A 19,068-nucleotide genomic window follows, 5' to 3' on the forward strand; every position below is an offset into this window, starting at 1 on the left:
CCCGCGGCAACGTGATCTGGGTACCTTGACTTCGTGGACCCAGAACGAGCTGGCCGCTTCGAGCTCTCGGCCGATCACGAGAACTTCCGTCGTAGTGTGCGGGCGTTCGCCGAACGGGAGGTCGCCCCTCACGTCGCCGAATGGGATCGCACCCATCACTTCCCGGTCGACCTGGTGCACAAGATGGGCGATCTGGGGCTGTTCGGGCTGGTCGCCCCGGAGAAGTACGGCGGCGCGGGGGGTGACTTCACCAGTCTGTGCGTTGCCATCGAAGAGTTGGGACGCGTCGACCAGTCGGTGGGAATCACTCTTTCGGCGGGCGTCGGGTTGGGTATCAATCCCCTCCTGACCTTCGGTGACGACGCCCAGAAGGAACGCTGGCTACCCGATCTGGTGGCCGGGCGGTCGCTGGCGGCGTTCGGGCTGACCGAGCCGGGCGCGGGCTCCGACGCCGGCGGCACCCGCACCCGGGTGCGTCGCGACGGGGACGCGTGGGTGATCGACGGTTCCAAACAGTTCATCACCAACTCGGGCAGCTCGATCACGTCGGTGGTCTCGGTGACCGCCCGGCACGAGGACGGCTCCATCTCGACCTTTCTGGTGCCCTCCGGCACAGCGGGTTTCGCGGCCGGTCCGGCCTACGACAAGCTGGGCTGGCGCATCTCGGACACCCACCCCCTGACCCTCGACGGGGTGCGCGTGCCGATCGAGAACCTGCTCGGTGTGCAGGGCCGCGGCTTTCACCAGTTCCTGGCCATTCTCGACGACGGGCGCATCGCCATCTCGGCCCTGGCCCTCGGGCTGGCCCGGGCCTGTCTGGAGGCCGCGCTGAAGTACGCCGGTGAACGCCAGACCTTCGGCCGGCCGATCGGCAGCCGTCAGGCGGTCGCGTTCAGCCTGGCCGACCTGGCCACCTCGATCGAGGCCGCCCGGCTGCTGACCTACCGGGCCGCGTCGCTGAAAGACGAGGGCGCACCCTCGAAGGTGGTCAAACAGGCTGCGGCCATGGCGAAACTGTTCAGCAGCGAGGCCGCGGTCGACGCGACCCGCGCGGCCACCCAGGTTTTCGGCGGGTACGGCTTCATGGAGGAGTACCCGGTCGCGCGCTTCTACCGCGACGCGAAGATTCTCGAGATCGGAGAGGGTACGTCGGAGGTGCAACGGCTGGTGATCAGCCGGGGTCTCGGGCTGAACGTCGAGTAGTGCGACGAACGAACGGGTTCAGCGATGCGTTGGCGGCGGACGTCACCTCTCGCCCCTTCCCCGGAGGGCCTTCACACACCGGGGCCCTCGATCGTTGTGTACACCTGGTACATCCGGTACCGGATGTACCAGGTGTACACAACTGCCGACCTCCGCTCCAGATACCCGGGCCCTCGAAGGGCCGGCTGGCCTTCTCGTCCATCGCACCAGGTGACACCGGTACAGAGAGGGGCACTGATGGCTGATGACTTCGCCGAGCGCGGGCACGCCTCGTTGAAGGACGCCCGCGCCGCCACCCTCGCGCCCACCCCGGCGGGAGCTGCCAAGCTTGCCCGGGCCGGGAAACTCTATGTCCGCGAGAGAATTGACCTGCTTGCGGACGCGGGGACGTTCGTCGAGGACGGGCAGCTCGCCAACGCGCTGGCGGCGGGTCTGCCGGCGGACGGGGTGGTCACCGGAGCCTGTCTGGTGGACGGTCGACCGGTGCTGGTCGTGGCCAACGACACCGGGGTGAAGGCTGGTTCGTGGGGTGCGCGCACGGTGGAGAAGATCGTGCGGATCACCGAGCGGGCGCTGGTCGAGGAGCTGCCGATCTTCTGGCTGGTCGACTCGGCCGGGGCCCGGATCACCGATCAGGTGGCACTTTTCCCCGGGCGGCGGGGTGCCGGGCGGATCTTCCACAACCAGGTGAAGCTTTCGGGCAAGGTGCCGCAGATCTGCTGCCTGTTCGGGCCGTCGGCGGCGGGCGGAGCCTACATCCCGGCGTTCTGCGACGTGGTCGTCATGGTCGACGGTAACGCCAGCATGTACCTGGGCTCGCCCCGGATGGCCGAGGTGACCGTCGGCGAGAGCGTCACGCTGGAGGAGATGGGAGGAGCCCGGATGCACACCGAGATCTCCGGCTGCGGTGATCTTCTGGCCAGTGACGACGCGGACGCGATCGAGCTGGCCCGGGACTTCTTCTCCTACCTGCCCACCTGCTGGCGGGAGCCCGCACCGGAGACCGAGCCCCTGGCCCCGGCCCGCGAGCTCGACGACACGACGGTGCCCGCGGCCGAGCAGGTGCCGTTCGACATCCACACCGTGATCGACGGCATCGTCGACGACGGCAGCTTCTTCGAGATCAAGCCGTCGTTCGCGGCCGAGATCGTCACCGGGTTCGGCCGCATCGAGGGCATGCCGATCGGGGTGGTGGCGAGCAACTCGGCCGTGCGCGGCGGGGTGCTGTTCGTGGACTCGGCCGACAAGAGCGCGCGTTTCGTCGAGCTGTGCGACGCGTTCAACCTGCCGCTGGTGTACCTGGCCGACGTGCCCGGGTTCATGATCGGCCAGGAGGTCGAGCGGCAGGGCATCATCCGGCACGGCGCCAAGATGATCACGGCGGTGGCCGAGGCGACCGTGCCGCAGATCTCGGTGATCGTGCGCAAGGCCTACGGCGCCGGGCTGTACGCGATGAACGGTCCGGGCTTCGAGCCGGACGCCTGTCTGGCCCTGCCCACGGCCCGGATCGCCGTGATGGGGCCTGACCCGGCGGTGCAGGCCGTCTACGCCCACCGGATCGCCGAGATCGACGACGAGGCCGAGCGGGCCGCGTTCGTCGCCGCCCGCAAACAGGAGTACGAGGCCGACGTCGACCTGCTGCGTCTGGCCTCGGAGCTGGTCATCGACGCCGTGGTCGATCCGGGCGCCCTGCGCCCGGAGCTGGCCCGGCGCCTGGGTCTGCTCGCCGGCAAGGTGCGGCAACGGGTGGAGAAGCATCACGGGGTGAGGCCGGTATGAACCTCGAAGTGCGGGGAACGGCCTCGCCCACCGAGATCGCCGCCCTGGTGACAGCTCTTGTGCCTAGGCTCAACAACGTCCTCAATCACTCACCCGACCACCTACGCACCTGGCGCCGAGGGCGCCAACGAGCCCTGGGAATGCGCCGTGACGCGTGAGATCGAACAGCGGGGGCTGTACTTCGAGGAGTTCGAGGTCGGCACCCGGTACCGGCACCGGCCCGGCCGCACGATCACCGAGGCCGACAACGTGCTGTTCACCACCCTGACCATGAATACCCAGTCGCTGCATCTGGACGCCGCCTTCGCCGCGACCCAGGAGCCGTTCCGGCAGCGGCTGGTCAACTCGATGTTCACGCTGTCGACGATCGTGGGCCTCTCGGTGGCCCAGCTGACCGAGGGCACGCTCGTGGCCAACCTCGGGTTCAGCGAGATTTCTTTTCCCGAGCCGGTGTTCATCGGGGACACGCTCTATGCGTCCACCATCGTGCTCTCCAAGCGTGCCTCGGTCTCCCGACCGGGCGAGGGCATCGTGAGCCTGGAGCACGTGGGGCGCAACCAGCAGGACGTGGTGGTCGCGAAGGCCACCCGGGCGACCCTGGTGCGGAGGCAGCTGTGAGTTACGGTCCGGCGTGGTTGTTCTGTCCGGCCGACCGGCCGGAGCGGTACGAGAAGGCGGCCGCGGCGGCCGACGTCGTGGTGCTGGACCTGGAAGACGCGGTGGCTCCGGCCGAGAAGGTCTACGCCCGGCAGGCGCTCATCGACCATCCGCTCGACCCGGTTACCACGGTGGTGCGGCTGAACCCGGCATCCTCCCCGGAGCACGCCCTCGACCTCGCCGCTCTGGGGCACACCCGCTACTCCACGGTGATGCTGGCCAAGACCTCGTCCGCCGGCGAGGTCACCGCCCTGGCCCGGCTGGACGTGGTGGCCCTGATCGAGACCCCGCGCGGCGTCGTGGAAGTGGCGGCCATCGCGGCGGCGGGAAACACCGTGGGCCTGATGTGGGGTGCGGAAGACCTGGTGGCGGCCCTGGGCGGAACCAGCAGCCGGCGCACCGACGGCAGCTACCGCGACGTCGCAATCGCCGCCCGCTCAGCCGTGCTGATCGCTGCCGCGGCCTTCGGCCGGTTCAAGCTCGACGCGGTGCACCTGGACATCAAAGATCTGGCCGGGCTGCGCACCGAGGTGGTCGAGGCCGCAGCGGTCGGGTTCGACGGCACCGCCTGTATCCATCCCAGCCAGATCCCGGTCGTACGTAAGGGTTATCAGCCGCCGGCGGCCGACCTGGACCGGGCCCGGCGCCTGCTCGAGGCCGCGCGGGACGAGGGCGGGGTGTTCACCTTCGAGGGCCGCATGATCGACGCACCCCTGCTGCGCCACGCCGAGACCCTGGTGCGGCGGGCGGGCCGGGTCTGAGGATCGCCCGGCAGCCGCATCCTTGGCAGAACGTTCGCTGTGTCCTCATCCTCCTGGCACTGGCCATCATGCTGCGCCGCAGCGCTTTCGACGCCGTCTGGCCCCTGGCAGTACCGCATCGTGACTACGAGCCCCTCCAGTTCGGCTAGCCAGTCCCGCAAGGCGCTCGGCGTACGGCTGCGTGAGATTCGCCAGGACGCATGCCTCACCGCCAGAGGTGCTCGGCGCTCACACTGGCGAGCGTTACGCCCAGACCCGGCTGTTCCTGATCACGCAATCACCAGCCTCCGGCTGGGAGATGCCCCCACCTCGCCGGGGAAGGTTTGCCTGATCGCGAACGCAAGGAGGCGAACGTTCCTGGCCACCGCGTTAGAGGGGCGCTACTCCTGCGACTGCAGCACCCGGCCGGCCTCCCGCACCGCGCCCGGGTTGAGGATTCCGGCCCGGGAACCGGCGAGCTTGGCCTGGATGTGCTCGTCCACCGTGACCTGCGTGTACAGCGCGGGGTGCTCGTCGTCGACGAAGGTGGGGAGGGGGCCGATCGTGGCCTCGGCGTCGCCGTCGAAGAAGTAGGCGGCCGAGCGGCGCCGGCGGATCGTGCCGTCGACGATCGGGGGCTTGACCCGGTGCAGCGTGGAGAGCCACTGCTCGTTGGTCAGGCGGGTGGTCAGGTCGCCGAGGTTGATCAGGAGCGCACCCTCGGCCGGGCTCACGTCGTGCCACCGGCCACCGTGCAGCACCTGCAGGCCCGGGGAACGGTCGGCCCAGAGAATCGTCACGATGCCGTAGTCGGTGTGTTCGCCCATCCCGATCAGGTCGTCGTCGACCTGCACCGTCATCCCGTCGGGCAGCGCGTAGTTGTTCATCCGCAGCACCTCGATCGGATGCCGGGTCATCCCCTCGAAGAAACCGGAGGCGAGCCCGAGCGCGTCCGCAAATATCGTGGTCATCGTGCGGGCCACCCGGCCCGCCCCGGTGCGCCACGCGTCCACCCGCTGCTGGAAATGGTGGACGTCGGGCCACGTGTTCTCGGCGTAGTGCGCCTCGAGCAGGTGGTCACCGGGGTGCTCGGACACGCTCGCCCCGACGTTGTACGCCTCGAAGAAATCCTTCATCCGCGTCGAGGACTGCACCCCCGCGCTCAGGGCGAGCGACTCGGACTTCGGCGGCGTGTAGCCCCGGTTCTCCGCCGGCGGGCGCACCCACTGCCTCTTGGTCTCCAGCGGCAGCCCGAACAGGTCGTCGATCGCGCTCGCCAGGCCGTCGGCGACGGCGGGGGAGACACCGTGCCCGCGGATCTGGATGAAACCGATCTCGCGGCAGGCACTGTCGATCTGCCGGGCCACGGCCGCCCGGTCCGGCGGGGTGCCGCCGGTGACGTAGGGGGTGATGTCGACGGTGGGGACCTGGAACGTGCTCACGGAAATCTCCTTCGGGCGCGGGTGGCATCGGTGCCCGGAGGTGTCCGCTTTCCCGACCCGTGGGGGTCTCGCTGTCCGTTGAACTCGGGCGGCGTCGAGGCTAACCCGCCGGGGTTGCCGTGAGGTTTCGCCTGACACCCATGGTCGCCGATGATCTGGACCGGGCATTCTCCCGCGCCTGAGCGCGATGTCGGATTGCTGCCAGCGCAGCGATCAGGGGGCGTGTGACGATCTCGGAATGAACACCACAGGCACCCTGCGCATAGCCGCTGTCGACCCGTTGCGTCTGGACGCCGTGCGCGCTGCCGGAACGGACGGGCACGGCAACCGGCTCGAGGTCTTCGCCGCCGAGGGAGAGGGTGAACCGTTGCGCTGCTGCCTGCGCTACGCCGAGGCGGGTGAGCCGATCATCCTGATGTCCTACGCGCCCTTCGACCATGCCTCGGTGTGGACCGAGGTCGGGCCGGTCTACTTCCATGCCGAGCGGTGCGAGGGCTACCCGGTGGACGACCGGCTGCCCGTGCAGTTGTCGAAGGGGCCGGGGGTGCTGCGTACCTACCGGGCCGACGACACGATGAACTACGAGCACAACACCGTGGTCCTCGACGAGGCCGACCTGGAGCCGGTGATCGGGCGGCTGCTCGCGGAACCCGACGTCGCCACCGTGCACGTGCGCACGCTGAAACCCCAGTGTTTCCTTTACGCGGTGACCGCCTGAGCGGTGCGAACATGGCCTGATGGACGACGTGATCAACCGAGAAGGGGCCCGGGTCATTCTCGTCGGGCCGGACGGGCGGGTGCTGTTGTTCCAGGGCGGCGATCCGGGCGATCCGGAGGCCGGGCTGTGGTGGATGACGCCCGGTGGCGGGGTGGATCCGGGGGAGAGCACATGGGCTGCGGCCGCGCGGGAACTGCGCGAGGAGACCGGGTTCGTCGTCGGTGAGCTGGGCCCGATCGTGCACGAGCGCACGGCGGACTTCCGGTTCATGGGCAAGCCCTACCGGCAGCACGAGGTGTTCTACCGGGTGCGGCTGGAGCAGGCCCCGGCCGACCTCGACCGTTCCGGCTGGACCGCCGTGGAACGCGACACCCTGACCGACGCTCGCTGGTGGTCGGCCGCGGAACTGCGCAGCACCGCGGAGATCATTTACCCCGAATCCCTGGCCGACCTGATCTGAGACGTCGCACAATCCGGGGATGGACCTTCAGGTGCAGCGCAACCGGACGGTGTGGGAACGAGCCTCGTACAAGCATGTTCGCGAGTACGACGACCTGCTGAGACAGGCGCGGGAGGGCGGCTCGCTGTTCGGCCGGGAACGGGACCGGCTGACGGATGTGCTGCGGCCGGGACCGGCCGTGGTGCACCTGCAGAGCGGCCACGGCCTGGAAGACGTGGGTCTGCTCCGGGCCGGGGCCCGCTCGGTGGTGGGGGTGGACTTCAGCCGGGTGGCGACCGGGGCCGCGCAGCGCCGGGCCGACGAACTGGATCTGGCCTGCCGGTACCTGGTGGCCGAGGTGCCCGGCGTGCCCCTGGCCGACGGGTGCGCGGACCTCGTCTACACCGGCAAGGGCGCCCTGATCTGGATGCGGGACATCCAGGCCTGGGCCCGCGATGCCGCTCGTCTGCTGCGCCCGGGTGGCCATCTGTTCGTCTACGAGTCGCATCCCGCGGTGCCGTTGTGGAACTGGGACCCCGACGAGCCCCGCGTCCGCGCCGACCGCAGTTACTTCGCCCGGTCCTTCGTCAACGACAGTTTCCCGGCCGACGGGGCCGTGGAGTGGCAGTGGACGCTGGGCGAGATCGTCACCGCCGTCGTCTCCGCCGGTCTGCGCCTCGTTCACCTGTCCGAGCACGCGGAGCCGTTCTGGCGCCCGGAGGGGGCCGAGGCAGCCGCCTGGCAGGGACGTCTGCCGAACACCTTCATGCTGCTCGCCCGGCTCCCTGGGGAGGGTGAGTAACCGGCTAGCCCGGACGGGTTCCAGGGCAGGCGCGAGGCTGCAACACTATGCAAACGTTGCAGAAGATTCGTATGCAGAGATGTCGGTCGGCGGAGGCACGAGGTCATGGGTCAGGTGCAGGGATCCCGCACCGATCACGACCGGGCGACCTTCATGATCCGGATGCGCCGGGCTCATGCGGACGACTCTTCGCCCGCGATCCTGGCCGAGCTGTCCGACCTGCAGCGACTCGTCACCTCCGAGCCGGCCGTGACGATCGACCGGGCGCGGGACCTGCAAGAGCGCGCCGAGGCCCTGGGCCTGCGGGAGGCCGTGGCGGGGGCTCTGCTGTGCCAGGCCGAAGGGCACCAGCGCAGCGGTGAGCTGGCCGCCGCGGTGACCCTCATCAATCAGGCCTGCGACCGGTGGGCCCCGCTGTCCGCCGACAACCAGGTGCGCGCGTACCTGCTCAAGGCGTTCGTCTACAACGACCTCGGGGACGAGCCGACCGCCCTGCAGCGCACCTTGGACGCGACCGCGGCCTTCACCCCGGAGATTCCCCTGCCGCTGCGGGTGCGGGTGCTGACCAAGACCGCCGACCTCCTGCACGACCTGGGCGACCAGGAAGACTCGGTGCGTTACTACGGTCAGGCCGAGGAGCTGGCAAACGGCGACCCGAAGATGCATCTGCTGGTGGCCAACAACCGGGCCTTCTCCGCGCTGGAAGACGGGCGGGTCGAGGACGCCCTGGCCGGGGCCCGGCAGTTGTGGTCGCTCAGCGAGCGGTACGGGCATCCTCTGGGTGCCGCCGGTCTGGACACCATCGCCCGGATCCACCTGATGGCCGGTGACCCGGTGCTGGCCGCCGTGGTCGCACAGCAGTCCGTGGACGCCTCCGGTCAGGTCGACTTCCAGACCGCCGACGCCGGGCCGTACTACCTGCTCACCCTGGCCGTGGTGCAGCGGGCGCTGGGCGATCTGCCGGCCGCCGGGATCACGCTGGAGCGGGCCCGGCGGGCCTGCACCGCGGAGGGCTACGACCGGTGCAAGAACCAGATCCTGCGGGAACAGGCCGATGTCCGGGCCGAGCTCGGCGATCACCGTGCGGCCTACGAGATGCTCAAGGAGTTCGTGGCCGCCGACGCCGACCTGCTGTCGCGGCGGCGGGAGGCCCAGGCCCGGATTCGGCAGGCCCTCTTCGAGACCCTGACCGCACGGGAAGAGGCCGCCCGCTACCGTGAGGAGGCCCGGCGCGACCCGCTGACCGGCCTGCGCAACCGGCTCTACGTGCACGAGCGGCTGGGCGAACTGCTGGAGGAACCCGGTCCTCGCGGTGAGCTGACCGTCGCGCTGGTGGACCTGGACCACTTCAAGTCGGTCAACGACGAGTTCTCGCACGAGGCCGGCGACCGGGTGCTGCAGACCATCGGCCTGCTGCTGGAAGAGAGCGTGCCCGGCGGGGACAGCGGATCGTTCGTCGCCCGGCTGGGCGGCGAGGAACTCCTGCTCGTGCTGGTCACCGCCGACCGGGCGCAGGCGGCCCGGATCGTCGAGCAGGCCCGCCTGGCCGTGCAGAACCACGACTGGAGCGGCGTCACCCCCGGGCGGGGGATCACCTTCAGTGCCGGCGTCACGACCCGGGTGCCGGGGGATACCTACACGGTGCTGCTGGGCCGCGCCGACAAGCAGCTGTACCTGGCCAAGTCGCAGGGGCGCAACCGGATCAGCGTCTACCGCTGATCAGGCACCCACCGTCTCGACGCTGGGCCGCAGCACCGCGTTGCGGCGCTTCCAGACGAAGAAGCCGGTCAGCGTGAACACGCCGTAGAACGCGTACATCAGGCCCGAGGCGTAGTAGCCGGCGGAGAAGAGCAGGGGGACGCCGACGACGTCGACGGCGACCCAGATGAGCCAGAACTCCACCCAGCCCTTGGCCATGCCGTAGGTCGCGAGGACGGAGCCGACGAAGATCCAGGCGTCGCTCCAGACCGGCTCGTAGGAGCCCAGAGCCCGGAAGACCGGGGTGAGCAGCAGGGTGCCACCCACCATTCCGGCGGCCAGCAGGGCCCGGGTGCGCCAGGAGGCCCAGATCGGCTCGATCACGGTGCCGGCCTCGTCGGGGCGGCGGGTCCAGGCCCACCAGCCGTAGGCGGAGACCAGGATGAACATGATCTGACGACCGGCCTGACCCAGCAGGTTGACGGGGTTGGGGGTGCCGAACGCGACGCCGAGGAAGACGGTGAGCAGCAGGGCGTTGCCGGCGATGCCGACGGGCCAGGCCCAGGCCTTGCGGCGCATCCCGCCCAGGGCGCTGAGCAGCCCGAAGACGTTGCCGAGGATCTCCCGCCAGAGAATGGTCTGGCTGCCGATGACCAGCTGCGCGTCGAACAGCCAGTGGATCAGGCCCACTTTGTCCCCTTCGCCGATCTTCCCGGGTGAGCGTTCACGGACGCGCACGCCACCCCTAACCGGAGGGTCCGGCTCGGCATTCCGGGGGCGGTTGGCCTGATCACTGACAGGACAGGGCGGCGCCCGGAAAATGAGTGTCGGGTTGTCGGTACCTGGTGGTAGACATCCGGCGTGCCCGCCACCCTGAACTTCACCGACCTGCTGCGGCTGCTCGACGAGCGATACGCTGCCTTCCGGTCGGTCATCGCGTCCGCGCCCGACCTCGATGCGCAGGTGCCGACCTGTCCCGGATGGACGTTGTTCGACCTGGCCGCGCACATCGGTGAGGGGCGCCGCTCCTGGGCTTCCACCGTCGCCGCCGGGCCCTCGGGCACGGGCCGGGTTCCCTTCAGCGGCACCCCGGCCGCCCCGCGCGAGCCCGAGGCTCTGGTGGAGTGGCTGGCTCAGTCGTGCCAGGAGCTGCTGGACGCGCTGGTCGAGACCGGCCCGGATCGCGGATGCTGGTCGTGGTGGGGCGATTCGCAGACACCGCTGACCACCGGGGCCGTGGCCCGGCACCAGCTCCACGAGATCTCGATGCACACCTACGACGCGCAGGTCGCGGTCGGCGGGCCGCAGCCGCTGCCGACGCAGATCGCGGTCGACGGGGTCGAGGAGTTCCTGTTCACCTGCTGCTCGACCACGACGATCGCCTGGCCGCACGAGCCGGCGACCATCGACTACGAGGTCACCGAGGGTCGTTCCTGGCGCCAGCACCTGTCCGTCGAGGGATCCAGGATCACGCGCAACGACGGCACCGAGAGCGCCGCCGGGGTCCGGATCCGGGGTGCGGCGAGTGACCTGATGCTGTTCCTGTTCGACCGGATCTCCATCGAGACCCTGGTGATCGACGGCGACCGGAAGATCGTCGACCAGGTCACCACGTGGGACTGGTCGGCGTAGCGCGCGCTACGCCTTCTTCGGGCATAACCGCCGCTCAGCTGCTGCGGCCGGCTAGGGCTTTGTGGCCCGAACCCTGACGGCGCAACGGTTTACGATCGGGAATCAGCCGGGCCAGGACCTCGGGCCCGGTGGCGATCCGCAGCAGGTACCGGTCGACCAGCAGCATCTGGCGCTCGGCGGTCATCCGGCCGGGCTCGATGATCGCCGCGACCGACAGCGAGTCGATCAGGACCATCAGGTCGTCGACGATCAGGGCGCCGTCGTCGTCGGCGTCGATGTCGCCGACCGCCTGCGCCGCCTCGACGAAACCCGCCCACTGCCGGCGTGAACCCTCGTTCGAGACCCGCCGGATCTCGCGCAGCCGGGCGTTGCCGACCGTGTACCCCAGGAAGCTGACATCCACCTGCGCCTCGAGAACGCCCTCGGCGTCGAGGGGGAGGGCCTCGAACAGCGCCCGCCGCAACGCCTCCAGGCCGGTGCGGTCGGCCGTCACCCGGGCGATTCGCTCACCCGCCCGCGAGAACGCCAGCTGGTGGGCGGAGATCAGGATGTCTTCCTTGTTCTGGAAGTAGTGCTGCAGGATTCCGTTGGAGTATCCGGCCTCGTCCGCGATCCGGCGCACGGTGGCGCCCTCGAGGCCGTAACGGCCGATGACCCGCCAGGTCGCGTTCAGGACCTCGGTGCGGCGCTCTTCATGATCGACGATCTTGGGCATCAGGGAGCTCCTCACAGCGCCGGCAGTCGAACCGTACTACCCAGGACCAAATCACAGCTTTCGCCGAGAAGGGATTTACACGGGCGTTACGCACCCGGAAATTATTTCGTACATCCGCAATAAAAACTAGCGCCCGTCCACCCCGGTCGATCGAGGAGCTCCACCCATGTCTGCGTCCCTGCGTTCCGCCCCTGGTGAGGGGGCAGACAGCGGTGTCTCGTGCGGCGCGCATGGTCGTGCGACCGGCCTGCCCGCCGGTCCCGCAGCACTCCACCCCCACCAGGAGAAGCCCATGCAACACAAGACCCTGTTCGCCCACCGGCCGATTCGTCGTGGGCGCCGCACGCTGGGCGCGGCCGCGGCGGCCCTGGCGCTGATGGCCCTCGCGGCCTGCTCGGCCCCGGCTGCCTCCTCCTCGGGCGGCGACTCCGGGGAGATCATCCTCGGGCGCTCCATGGACGTCTCGACGCTCGACCCGGAGCGCTCGCTGTGCGACTCCTGCCAGATCTACAACGGCGCGGTGTACGACACGCTGCTGGCGGCCACCACCGCCGACGGTGACCTGCAGCCCCTGCTGGCGCAGAAGTGGGAGGCGAACGACGACAACACCGAGTTCACCTTCCATCTCGACCCCGATGCCGTGTTCTCCGACGGCTCACCGGTGGAGGCCAAGGACGTGAAGTGGTCGTTCGAGCGCCTGGCGAACCTCAAGGGCGACCCGAGCTACTTCATGGCGGGTGTGAAGGAGGTCGCGGCCCCCGACGCCGCGACCGTGGTGGTGACGACGGACGCCCCGAACTCGGCGTTCTTCAACGTCGTGACGGCCGGCTACACGGGCATCATCAACTCCGACGTGGCGATCGAGAACGGCGCCACGGCCGACAAGGACGCCGCGAAGACGGACAAGGCCGAGCAGTGGTTCCTGAAGAACTCCGCCGGGGCCGGCCAGTACGTGCTGACCTCCTACGAGGAGGGCTCGCAGCTCGTCCTGAGCGAGAACAAGAACTACTGGGGTGACGACAAGCCCAACTTCAAGAAGGTCGTCATCAAGGACGTCCCGGACGCCTCCACCCAGCTGCAGCAGCTCCAGCAGGGCGACATCGACGTGGCCATGCAGCTCAGCTTCGACACGCTCGACCAGGTCAAGAGCGACGAAAGTCTCACCTCCGAGGTGGTTCCCACCTACAACTACGTCTACCTCGGGATCAGCCCGGGTGCCGCCGACGCGCCCAAGGCACTCGACGACAAGCGGGTGCGCGAGGCGCTGCGCAAGGCCATCGACTACGACACCGTCATCGACGCCACCGTGGCCGGCCAGGGTTCGAAGCAGGCCTCGGCCATCCCCAACGGTTTCGAGGGCTCGGACGGCCTGGACGTGCCCACCTACGACCCCGAGGGTGCGAAGGCCCTGCTCGCCGAGGCCGGGGCGTCGAACCTCAAGCTCGAGGCCACCTACCCGACGTTCACCATCTACGGCGTCAACTTCAGCACCATGTTCCAGTCGATCCAGCAGAGCATGAAGAAGGCCGGCATCGAGCTGACGCTCAACCCGCTCGACTACACCGCCTGGGGCACCAAGTTCGGTGCGGGCGAACTGCCGCTCACCGCGGTCTACTTCGCGCCCGACCACCCCGACGCCGTGCAGTACTTCCAGTACTTCTCGCTGGCGAAGGGTGCCTCCTGGCTGGGCTACTCGGGCCTGTCCGAGAACACCAGGGAGACCAAGGGCGTGGCCAAGGCGCTGACCGAGACCGGCGACGCCCGCGCGGCGACCTATTCCGAACTCGGCCAGGACATGATCGACGACGCGATCATCCTGCCGGTCGTCAACCCGCAGGTGATCCTGGCCGGCGGCAGCAACGTGAGCGGGAACAACTACCACGTCACCCGAAACATCGACCTGCGGCAGCTGAAGTTCACCGACTGAACCGACCCGATGAGGGACGCCGTGGCCGGCGTCCCTCATCGGTCGCCCTGATCGCCCCATCCGCAAAGCGCCCGAACAGCAGGTACCGATGCTTCGATACACACTCAAGCGACTGGCGATCATGCCGCTCCTGCTCTGGGGGATCGTCACGATCGCGTTCTTCCTGTCGCACTCGATCTCCAGCAACCCGCTCGCCTCGATCGTGGGCACCCGCAACCTCGGCAACGCCGACGTGGTGGCGGCCGCGACGCAGCGCTGGGGCCTGGACAAGAGCCTGCTCCAGCAGTACTTCATCTATATCGGGAACCTGCTGCACGGTGACCTGGGAACCTCGTTCCGCACCAAGGAGCCCGTTGCGTCGGACCTTTCGAGCCGGCTGCCGGCCACGCTCGAACTCGCGCTGTTCGCCCTGATCATCGCCGTCGTCCTGGGCATCGTGCTCGGGGTCGTGGCCGCCCGCAACAACGGGCGGCTGCTGGACGGGGCCCTGCGCACCGTGGCCCTGGTCGGCTCCTCGACCCCGGTCTTCTGGGTGGCCCTGCTCCTGCTGTTCGTGTTCTACGCCCGGCTCGGCATCGCAGCCGGCCCGGGACGCCTGTCCTCCCGCGTCGACCCGCCCCCGCACTTCACCGGGATGTACACCGTCGACTCGCTGCTGGTGGGCAACTTCCCGCTGTTCTCCGACGCCCTCAGCCACCTGATCCTGCCCTCGATCGTGATGGCCCTGCCGTTGCTGGGCACGGTCATCCGGATGGTGCGCGCCCAGGTGCTGGAGGAACAGAGCTCCGACTTCGTGCGCACCGCCCGGGCCAAGGGCATGACCCCCTCGCAGGTGACGAACCGGCACGTGGTGAAGAACGCGATCACCCCCGTCATCACCGTGGTCGGCATCTCGGTGGGCATGCTCATCATGGGCGCCGTCATGGTCGAGACGATCTTCACCTGGAACGGCATCGGCACCTACGCGGTCGAGGCCTCCCGGTCGCTGGACTTCCCCGCCATCACCGGCGTCTGCCTGGTCGGCGGAGTGATCTTCCTGGTCTCGAACCTGGTGACCGACATCGCCTACGCGATCATCGACCCCCGAGTGAGGCTCTGAGCGCATGTCTACCGACTCCACGATCGCCGCCGGCTCCCCGCCGGGCACTCGCCGCGCCTCCCGGCTCCGGCCGTTCCTGCGTCCGCAGATCATCGGCGGATCCGTCGTCGTACTGCTGTGGCTCCTGGTCATCGTCCTCGCGGGCGTCCTGGCCCCGCACGACCCGATGGCGGCCTCCGGCCCCCGTCTGCAGGCACCCTCGGGCGCCCACTGGCTCGGCACCGACACCCTGGGCCGGGACGTGTTCTCCCGCATGCTCTACGGCGCCCGCCAGTCGATCCCGCTCGCCGTGCTGACCCTCGTCATCTCGGTGGTCGTGGGCTCGCTGGTCGGCGCGATCGCCGGCTACTTCGGCGGCATCCTCGACGCCCTGGTCATGCGCCTGGCCGACATCGTGATGGCCTTCCCCTCGATCCTGCTGGCGATGGCCGTCACCGCCGCGCTCGGCCCGGGCCTGTGGCACGCCTTCATCGCCATCGTGATCGTCTGGTGGCCGATCTACGCCCGCCTGATGCGCGGGCAGGTGCTCTCCCTCAAGGAACGCGAACACGTCACCGCAGCCCGGGCGATCGGGCTGGGACCGTGGAAGACCCTGTTCAAGCACATCGTCCCGCACTCGCTGACCCCCGTCATCGTGAGCGCCACGATCGACCTGGGCACGGTCATCATCATGATCGCCTCGCTGAGTTTCCTCGGCCTGGGCGCCCTTCCGCCCTCGCCGGAGTGGGGCGCCATGATCACCGAGGGCGCCTCGAACTTCTACCAGTGGTGGATCGCCACCGGCCCGGGCGTCGCGATGGTGTCGATCGTCCTGGCCGTGAACTTCCTCGGCGACGGCCTGCGTGACGTGCTCGACGTGAAGACAAGGACCCGGTGAACCCCGTGACCACGAATCTCCTCGAGATCCGCGACCTGAGCGTCGTCTTCCGTACCTCCCGGGGCGACGTCGAGGCGGTGCGCTCGGCCAGTCTCAGCGTCGCCGCCGGGGCCACCGTCGCCCTGGTCGGGCAGTCCGGTTCGGGCAAGTCCACACTCACCTCGGCGCTGAACCGGCTGCTGGCCGGGAACGGCCGGGTCACCCAGGGTTCGGTCACCTTCGCCGGCACCGACCTGCTGGCCCTGTCGGAGCGGCAGATGAGCGGCATCCGCGGCCGGCAGATCGGCCTGGTGCCGCAGGACCCGATGTCGAACCTGAACCCGCTGCTGAGCGTCGGCCGCCAGATCAGCGAGGTCTTCACGATCCACCGGGTGGCCGGGCGCACGGAGGCCAGGCGGCGGGCGATCGAACTGCTCGACATGGTCGGCATTCCCGACGCCGCACGCCGCTACGGCCAGTACCCGCACGAGCTCTCGGGTGGCATGCGCCAGCGGGTGCTGATCGCGATCGGGCTGGCCTGCCGGCCCAGGCTCCTGATCGCCGACGAGCCCACCTCGGCCCTCGACGTGACCGTGCAGAAGAAGATCCTCGACGAGCTCTCCTCGCTGACCGCCTCGATGGGCACCGCGGTCATCATGGTCACGCACGACCTGGCGCTGGCCGCCGAGCGGGCCGATCACGTGGTGGTGATGAACCGCGGTGCGATCGTGGAGTCCGGCCCGGCGGCGGAGGTGCTGAAGAGCCCGCAGGACGAGTACACCCGCCGGCTGATCGCGGCGGCCCCGAGCCTCACCACGAAGTCCCTGGTCTCCGGGCCCACCGAGAAGGACAGCGCCCCCCTGGTCGAGGCGGCCGCCCTGACCCGGGACTACCCGACGCGCTCGGGAATCCTCGGCCGGGCCGGGACCTTCCGGGCGGTCGACAAGGTCAGCTTCCGGATCCCACGGGGCCGGACGGTCGGCATCGTGGGGGAGAGCGGCTCGGGCAAGTCGACCACGGCCAGGATGATCCTGCGCCTGGAGGACGCCAGCGCCGGCGACATCTACTTCAGGAAGGACGACGTGACCCGGCTCTCGGGGCGCAAGCTGAAGTCGTTCCGCCGCCAGGTCCAGCCGGTGTTCCAGAACCCCTACGCGGCCCTGGATTCCCGGCAGACGATCGGTGAGGCCATCCGTGAGCCGCTGGACGTGCACGAGGTCGGCACCCCGGCGCAGCGCGGTGAGCGGGTGACGCTGCTGCTGGAACAGGTGGCCCTCGATCCCTCGTACGCCTCCCGCTACCCGCACGAGCTCTCCGGTGGTCAGCGCCAGCGGGTGGCGATCGCCCGGGCCCTGGCCCTGGAACCCGAGCTGGTCGTGCTCGACGAGGCGGTCTCGGCGCTGGACGTGCTGGTGCAGGCCCAGATCCTGGAACTGCTCGTCGACCTGCAGGCCCGGCTGGGCCTGAGCTACCTGTTCATCAGCCACGACCTGGCCGTGGTGCGGATGATCTGCCACCAGATCCACGTGATGAAGTCCGGGCAGGTGGTCGAGAGCGGCACCCCGGAGCAGATCTTCGAGAATCCGCAGCACGAGTACACCAAGACCCTCCTGGCCGCGATCCCGACCGGGCGCCCCTGAGGCGTGAGGCGCCCCTCGGGTGAGGGGCGCGTCCACCCGTCCTCATTTTATGTCGGACATCCGCACAACTTCCTGGGACGATCACATGACCCGTATCGCCGTTCTCGGTCCTCACATCGTCGATGTGCTGGGCCGCCCGGTCACCGAAATACCTCCCGGACAGGGAGGAGTCCTGCTCGAGGAGATCCGGATGACGGTCGCCGGCACCGGTGGCGGCGCCGCGGTCGACCTGGCCAAACTCGGGTGGGAGGTCTCCTCGTTCGCGGCCGTGGGCGCCGACGGGCTGGGCGTCTACCTGCGCTCGCAGCTCGACCTGCTCGGGGTCGACACCCGGGGGCTGATCAGCCGTCCCGGTGAGCTGACCTCCTCGACGATCCTGCCGATCCGGCCCAACGGCGAGCGCCCCTCCCTGCACGTGCTCGGTGCCACCGCGAGCCTGCGGGTGGACGATGTGGACTGGGACGCCATCGCCTCCTGCGGGGCGGTGCTTCTCGGAGGTCCCGAGACCATGCCGGCGCTGCTGGAGCCGGCCGGCCTGGACCGGCTGCGCGCAGTGCGGGCCGGTGGGGTGAAGGTGTTCGTCGATTTCCTGCACGGCGGTGACACGGCCATGCTGGAGAGCCTGGCCGACCTCTGGCCGCTGATCGACTGGCTCATGCCCAACGACGATCAGTTGCGGAATCTCACTGGCCATCAAGAGCTTTCGGACGCGGCCGGCTCCCTGGTCGATCGGGGCGTGGGTGGGGTGGCGGTCACCCAGGGAGGGGAGGGCGCCCTGCTGGTGCGCCCGGGGGTGCCCGACGTGACCGTGCCGGCGTTCGCCACCACGGTCGTGGACACCACCGGCTGCGGTGACTCGTTCAACGCGGGCATGATCACCGGGATCCTGCACGGCTGCCGGGTCGAGGACGCGGCCCTGATCGGGTGCGCGTGCGGTTCCCTGGTCGCCTCCGGTCTCGGCTCCGACGCCGGGATCGTCGACCTGGCCGGGGTTCTCGACGTCGTGCGGGGCCAGGACCCGCAGGCCGCCGACCGCATCGCCGTGCTGGTCTCGTGATGGACCCGCGGGAGAAGCTGGCGGCCACCTGCCGCGACGTGGCCGCGCGGGGCGTGGCCGTGGGCGGCGCCGGCAACATCAGTGTGCGCGTGGACGACCGGATCCTGATCACCCGGGGCGGCCTGCGGTTCGAGGTCGCGACGGCCGACGACATCAGTGTGGTCGGGCTCGACGGGGAACTGCTCGAGGGTGAGCGGCCCTCGTCGGAGACCGGTCTGCACCTGGGCGTCTACCGGCGCTCGGGCGACACCGCGATCGTGCACACCCACGGGAAGGCCGCCGTGGCCGTCGGTCTCGTCGCGCAGGAGATCCCGCTCATCCACTACAACCTCCTGCGGCTGGGGGGCCGGGTGCCCACCGTCGGCTACTTCACCTTCGGGTCGCGGGAGCTGGCGGACGCGGTCGGCGCGGCGGTCGGGAACGGCGCCCGGGCCGCCCTGATGCGCAACCACGGCTCGGTGGCCTGCGGCACCTCGCTGGACGAGGCCGTGGAGCACGCCGAGATGACCGAGTGGCTCTGCGAGATCTACCTGGCGGCGCGGCCGTTGGGTGAGCCGGCGCTGCTGACCCCCGGCGACCTGGACGACGTCCTGGCCCAGGCCCGCCGCCTGTCCTACGGGCAGAACTGACCTTTCTTCAATAACATTCGCACACAAGGAGTTCC

The 19,068-nt window shown here is 69.5% G+C and carries 18 protein-coding genes; 15 read left to right on the forward strand and 3 right to left on the reverse strand.

Translation table 11 applies throughout. The features are described from left to right. Positions 1-33: 33 nt before the first annotated feature. From LR393_RS36555 to LR393_RS21450, 4 genes are all read left to right on the forward strand, one after another. Positions 34-1,203: an acyl-CoA dehydrogenase family protein gene (locus tag LR393_RS36555; protein ID WP_331282968.1), complete on the forward strand. Its 1,170-nt coding sequence runs from the start codon at positions 34-36 to the stop codon at positions 1,201-1,203. A 237-nt stretch (positions 1,204-1,440) separates the two neighbouring features. After that, complete coding sequence (locus LR393_RS21440) at positions 1,441-2,982, forward strand: acyl-CoA carboxylase subunit beta (RefSeq protein ID WP_231485917.1); 1,542 nt, start codon at positions 1,441-1,443, stop codon at positions 2,980-2,982. Positions 2,983-3,129: 147 nt separating this feature from the next. Then, positions 3,130-3,600, forward strand: a complete 471-nt coding sequence (locus tag LR393_RS21445) for a MaoC family dehydratase (protein WP_231485918.1) — start codon at positions 3,130-3,132, stop codon at positions 3,598-3,600. Further along, a complete protein-coding gene (locus LR393_RS21450) occupies positions 3,597-4,400 on the forward strand; it encodes an HpcH/HpaI aldolase/citrate lyase family protein (protein WP_231485919.1) in 804 nt (267 codons plus the stop codon). The genes LR393_RS21445 and LR393_RS21450 overlap by 4 nt, the downstream gene beginning before the upstream one ends. A 380-nt stretch (positions 4,401-4,780) precedes the next feature. Here LR393_RS21450 and LR393_RS21455 read toward each other — a convergent pair whose 3' ends face one another. After that, positions 4,781-5,821: an isopenicillin N synthase family dioxygenase gene (locus LR393_RS21455; RefSeq protein ID WP_231485920.1), complete on the reverse strand. Its 1,041-nt coding sequence runs from the start codon at positions 5,819-5,821 to the stop codon at positions 4,781-4,783. Between the two features lie 238 nt (positions 5,822-6,059). On the opposite strand from LR393_RS21455, the gene LR393_RS21460 reads away from it, so the two are divergent. The 4 genes from LR393_RS21460 (at position 6,060) to LR393_RS21475 (ending at position 9,499) form a co-directional block, all read left to right on the forward strand. After that, positions 6,060-6,539, forward strand: a complete 480-nt coding sequence (locus LR393_RS21460; protein WP_231485921.1) for a DUF1203 domain-containing protein — start codon at positions 6,060-6,062, stop codon at positions 6,537-6,539. Between the two features lie 19 nt (positions 6,540-6,558). Further along, positions 6,559-6,999: an NUDIX hydrolase gene (locus LR393_RS21465; RefSeq protein WP_231485922.1), complete on the forward strand. Its 441-nt coding sequence runs from the start codon at positions 6,559-6,561 to the stop codon at positions 6,997-6,999. Between the two features lie 19 nt (positions 7,000-7,018). Beyond that, positions 7,019-7,780 carry a class I SAM-dependent methyltransferase gene (locus tag LR393_RS21470; RefSeq protein ID WP_231485923.1) on the forward strand — a complete coding sequence of 254 codons (762 nt, stop codon included), beginning with the start codon at positions 7,019-7,021 and terminating at the stop codon, positions 7,778-7,780. Between the two features lie 105 nt (positions 7,781-7,885). Continuing rightward, positions 7,886-9,499 carry a tetratricopeptide repeat-containing diguanylate cyclase gene (locus LR393_RS21475; protein ID WP_231485924.1) on the forward strand — a complete coding sequence of 538 codons (1,614 nt, stop codon included), beginning with the start codon at positions 7,886-7,888 and terminating at the stop codon, positions 9,497-9,499. On the opposite strand, the gene pnuC is transcribed toward LR393_RS21475, so the two are convergent. Then, a complete protein-coding gene (gene pnuC, locus LR393_RS21480) occupies positions 9,500-10,168 on the reverse strand; it encodes a nicotinamide riboside transporter PnuC (RefSeq protein WP_231485925.1) in 669 nt (222 codons plus the stop codon). A gap of 171 nt (positions 10,169-10,339) precedes the next feature. Between pnuC and LR393_RS21485 the strand changes: the two genes are divergently transcribed. Beyond that, positions 10,340-11,110, forward strand: a complete 771-nt coding sequence (locus LR393_RS21485; protein ID WP_231485926.1) for a maleylpyruvate isomerase N-terminal domain-containing protein — start codon at positions 10,340-10,342, stop codon at positions 11,108-11,110. Between the two features lie 34 nt (positions 11,111-11,144). On the opposite strand, the gene LR393_RS21490 is transcribed toward LR393_RS21485, so the two are convergent. Next, positions 11,145-11,825 (reverse strand): TetR/AcrR family transcriptional regulator, encoded by a 681-nt coding sequence (locus LR393_RS21490; RefSeq protein ID WP_231485927.1) that lies wholly within the window; start codon positions 11,823-11,825, stop codon positions 11,145-11,147. A gap of 292 nt (positions 11,826-12,117) precedes the next feature. On the opposite strand from LR393_RS21490, the gene LR393_RS21495 reads away from it, so the two are divergent. The 6 genes from LR393_RS21495 (at position 12,118) to LR393_RS21520 (ending at position 19,033) form a co-directional block, all read left to right on the forward strand. After that, positions 12,118-13,752: an ABC transporter substrate-binding protein gene (locus LR393_RS21495; protein ID WP_231485928.1), complete on the forward strand. Its 1,635-nt coding sequence runs from the start codon at positions 12,118-12,120 to the stop codon at positions 13,750-13,752. An 88-nt stretch (positions 13,753-13,840) separates the two neighbouring features. After that, positions 13,841-14,851, forward strand: a complete 1,011-nt coding sequence (locus tag LR393_RS21500) for an ABC transporter permease (RefSeq protein WP_231485929.1) — start codon at positions 13,841-13,843, stop codon at positions 14,849-14,851. A gap of 4 nt (positions 14,852-14,855) precedes the next feature. Further along, positions 14,856-15,728: an ABC transporter permease gene (locus LR393_RS21505; protein ID WP_231485930.1), complete on the forward strand. Its 873-nt coding sequence runs from the start codon at positions 14,856-14,858 to the stop codon at positions 15,726-15,728. Positions 15,729-15,733: 5 nt separating this feature from the next. Beyond that, positions 15,734-17,347: an ABC transporter ATP-binding protein gene (locus LR393_RS21510; protein WP_231485931.1), complete on the forward strand. Its 1,614-nt coding sequence runs from the start codon at positions 15,734-15,736 to the stop codon at positions 17,345-17,347. Positions 17,348-17,432: 85 nt separating this feature from the next. Continuing rightward, complete coding sequence (locus LR393_RS21515) at positions 17,433-18,404, forward strand: carbohydrate kinase family protein (RefSeq protein WP_231485932.1); 972 nt, start codon at positions 17,433-17,435, stop codon at positions 18,402-18,404. Beyond that, positions 18,404-19,033 carry a class II aldolase/adducin family protein gene (locus LR393_RS21520; RefSeq protein WP_231485933.1) on the forward strand — a complete coding sequence of 210 codons (630 nt, stop codon included), beginning with the start codon at positions 18,404-18,406 and terminating at the stop codon, positions 19,031-19,033. Before LR393_RS21515 ends, LR393_RS21520 begins: the two co-directional genes overlap by 1 nt. Positions 19,034-19,068: the final 35 nt, after the last annotated feature.

Source organism: Kineosporia mesophila (assembly GCF_021129235.1).
Taxonomy (GTDB): Bacteria; Actinomycetota; Actinomycetes; order Actinomycetales; family Kineosporiaceae; genus Kineosporia; species Kineosporia mesophila.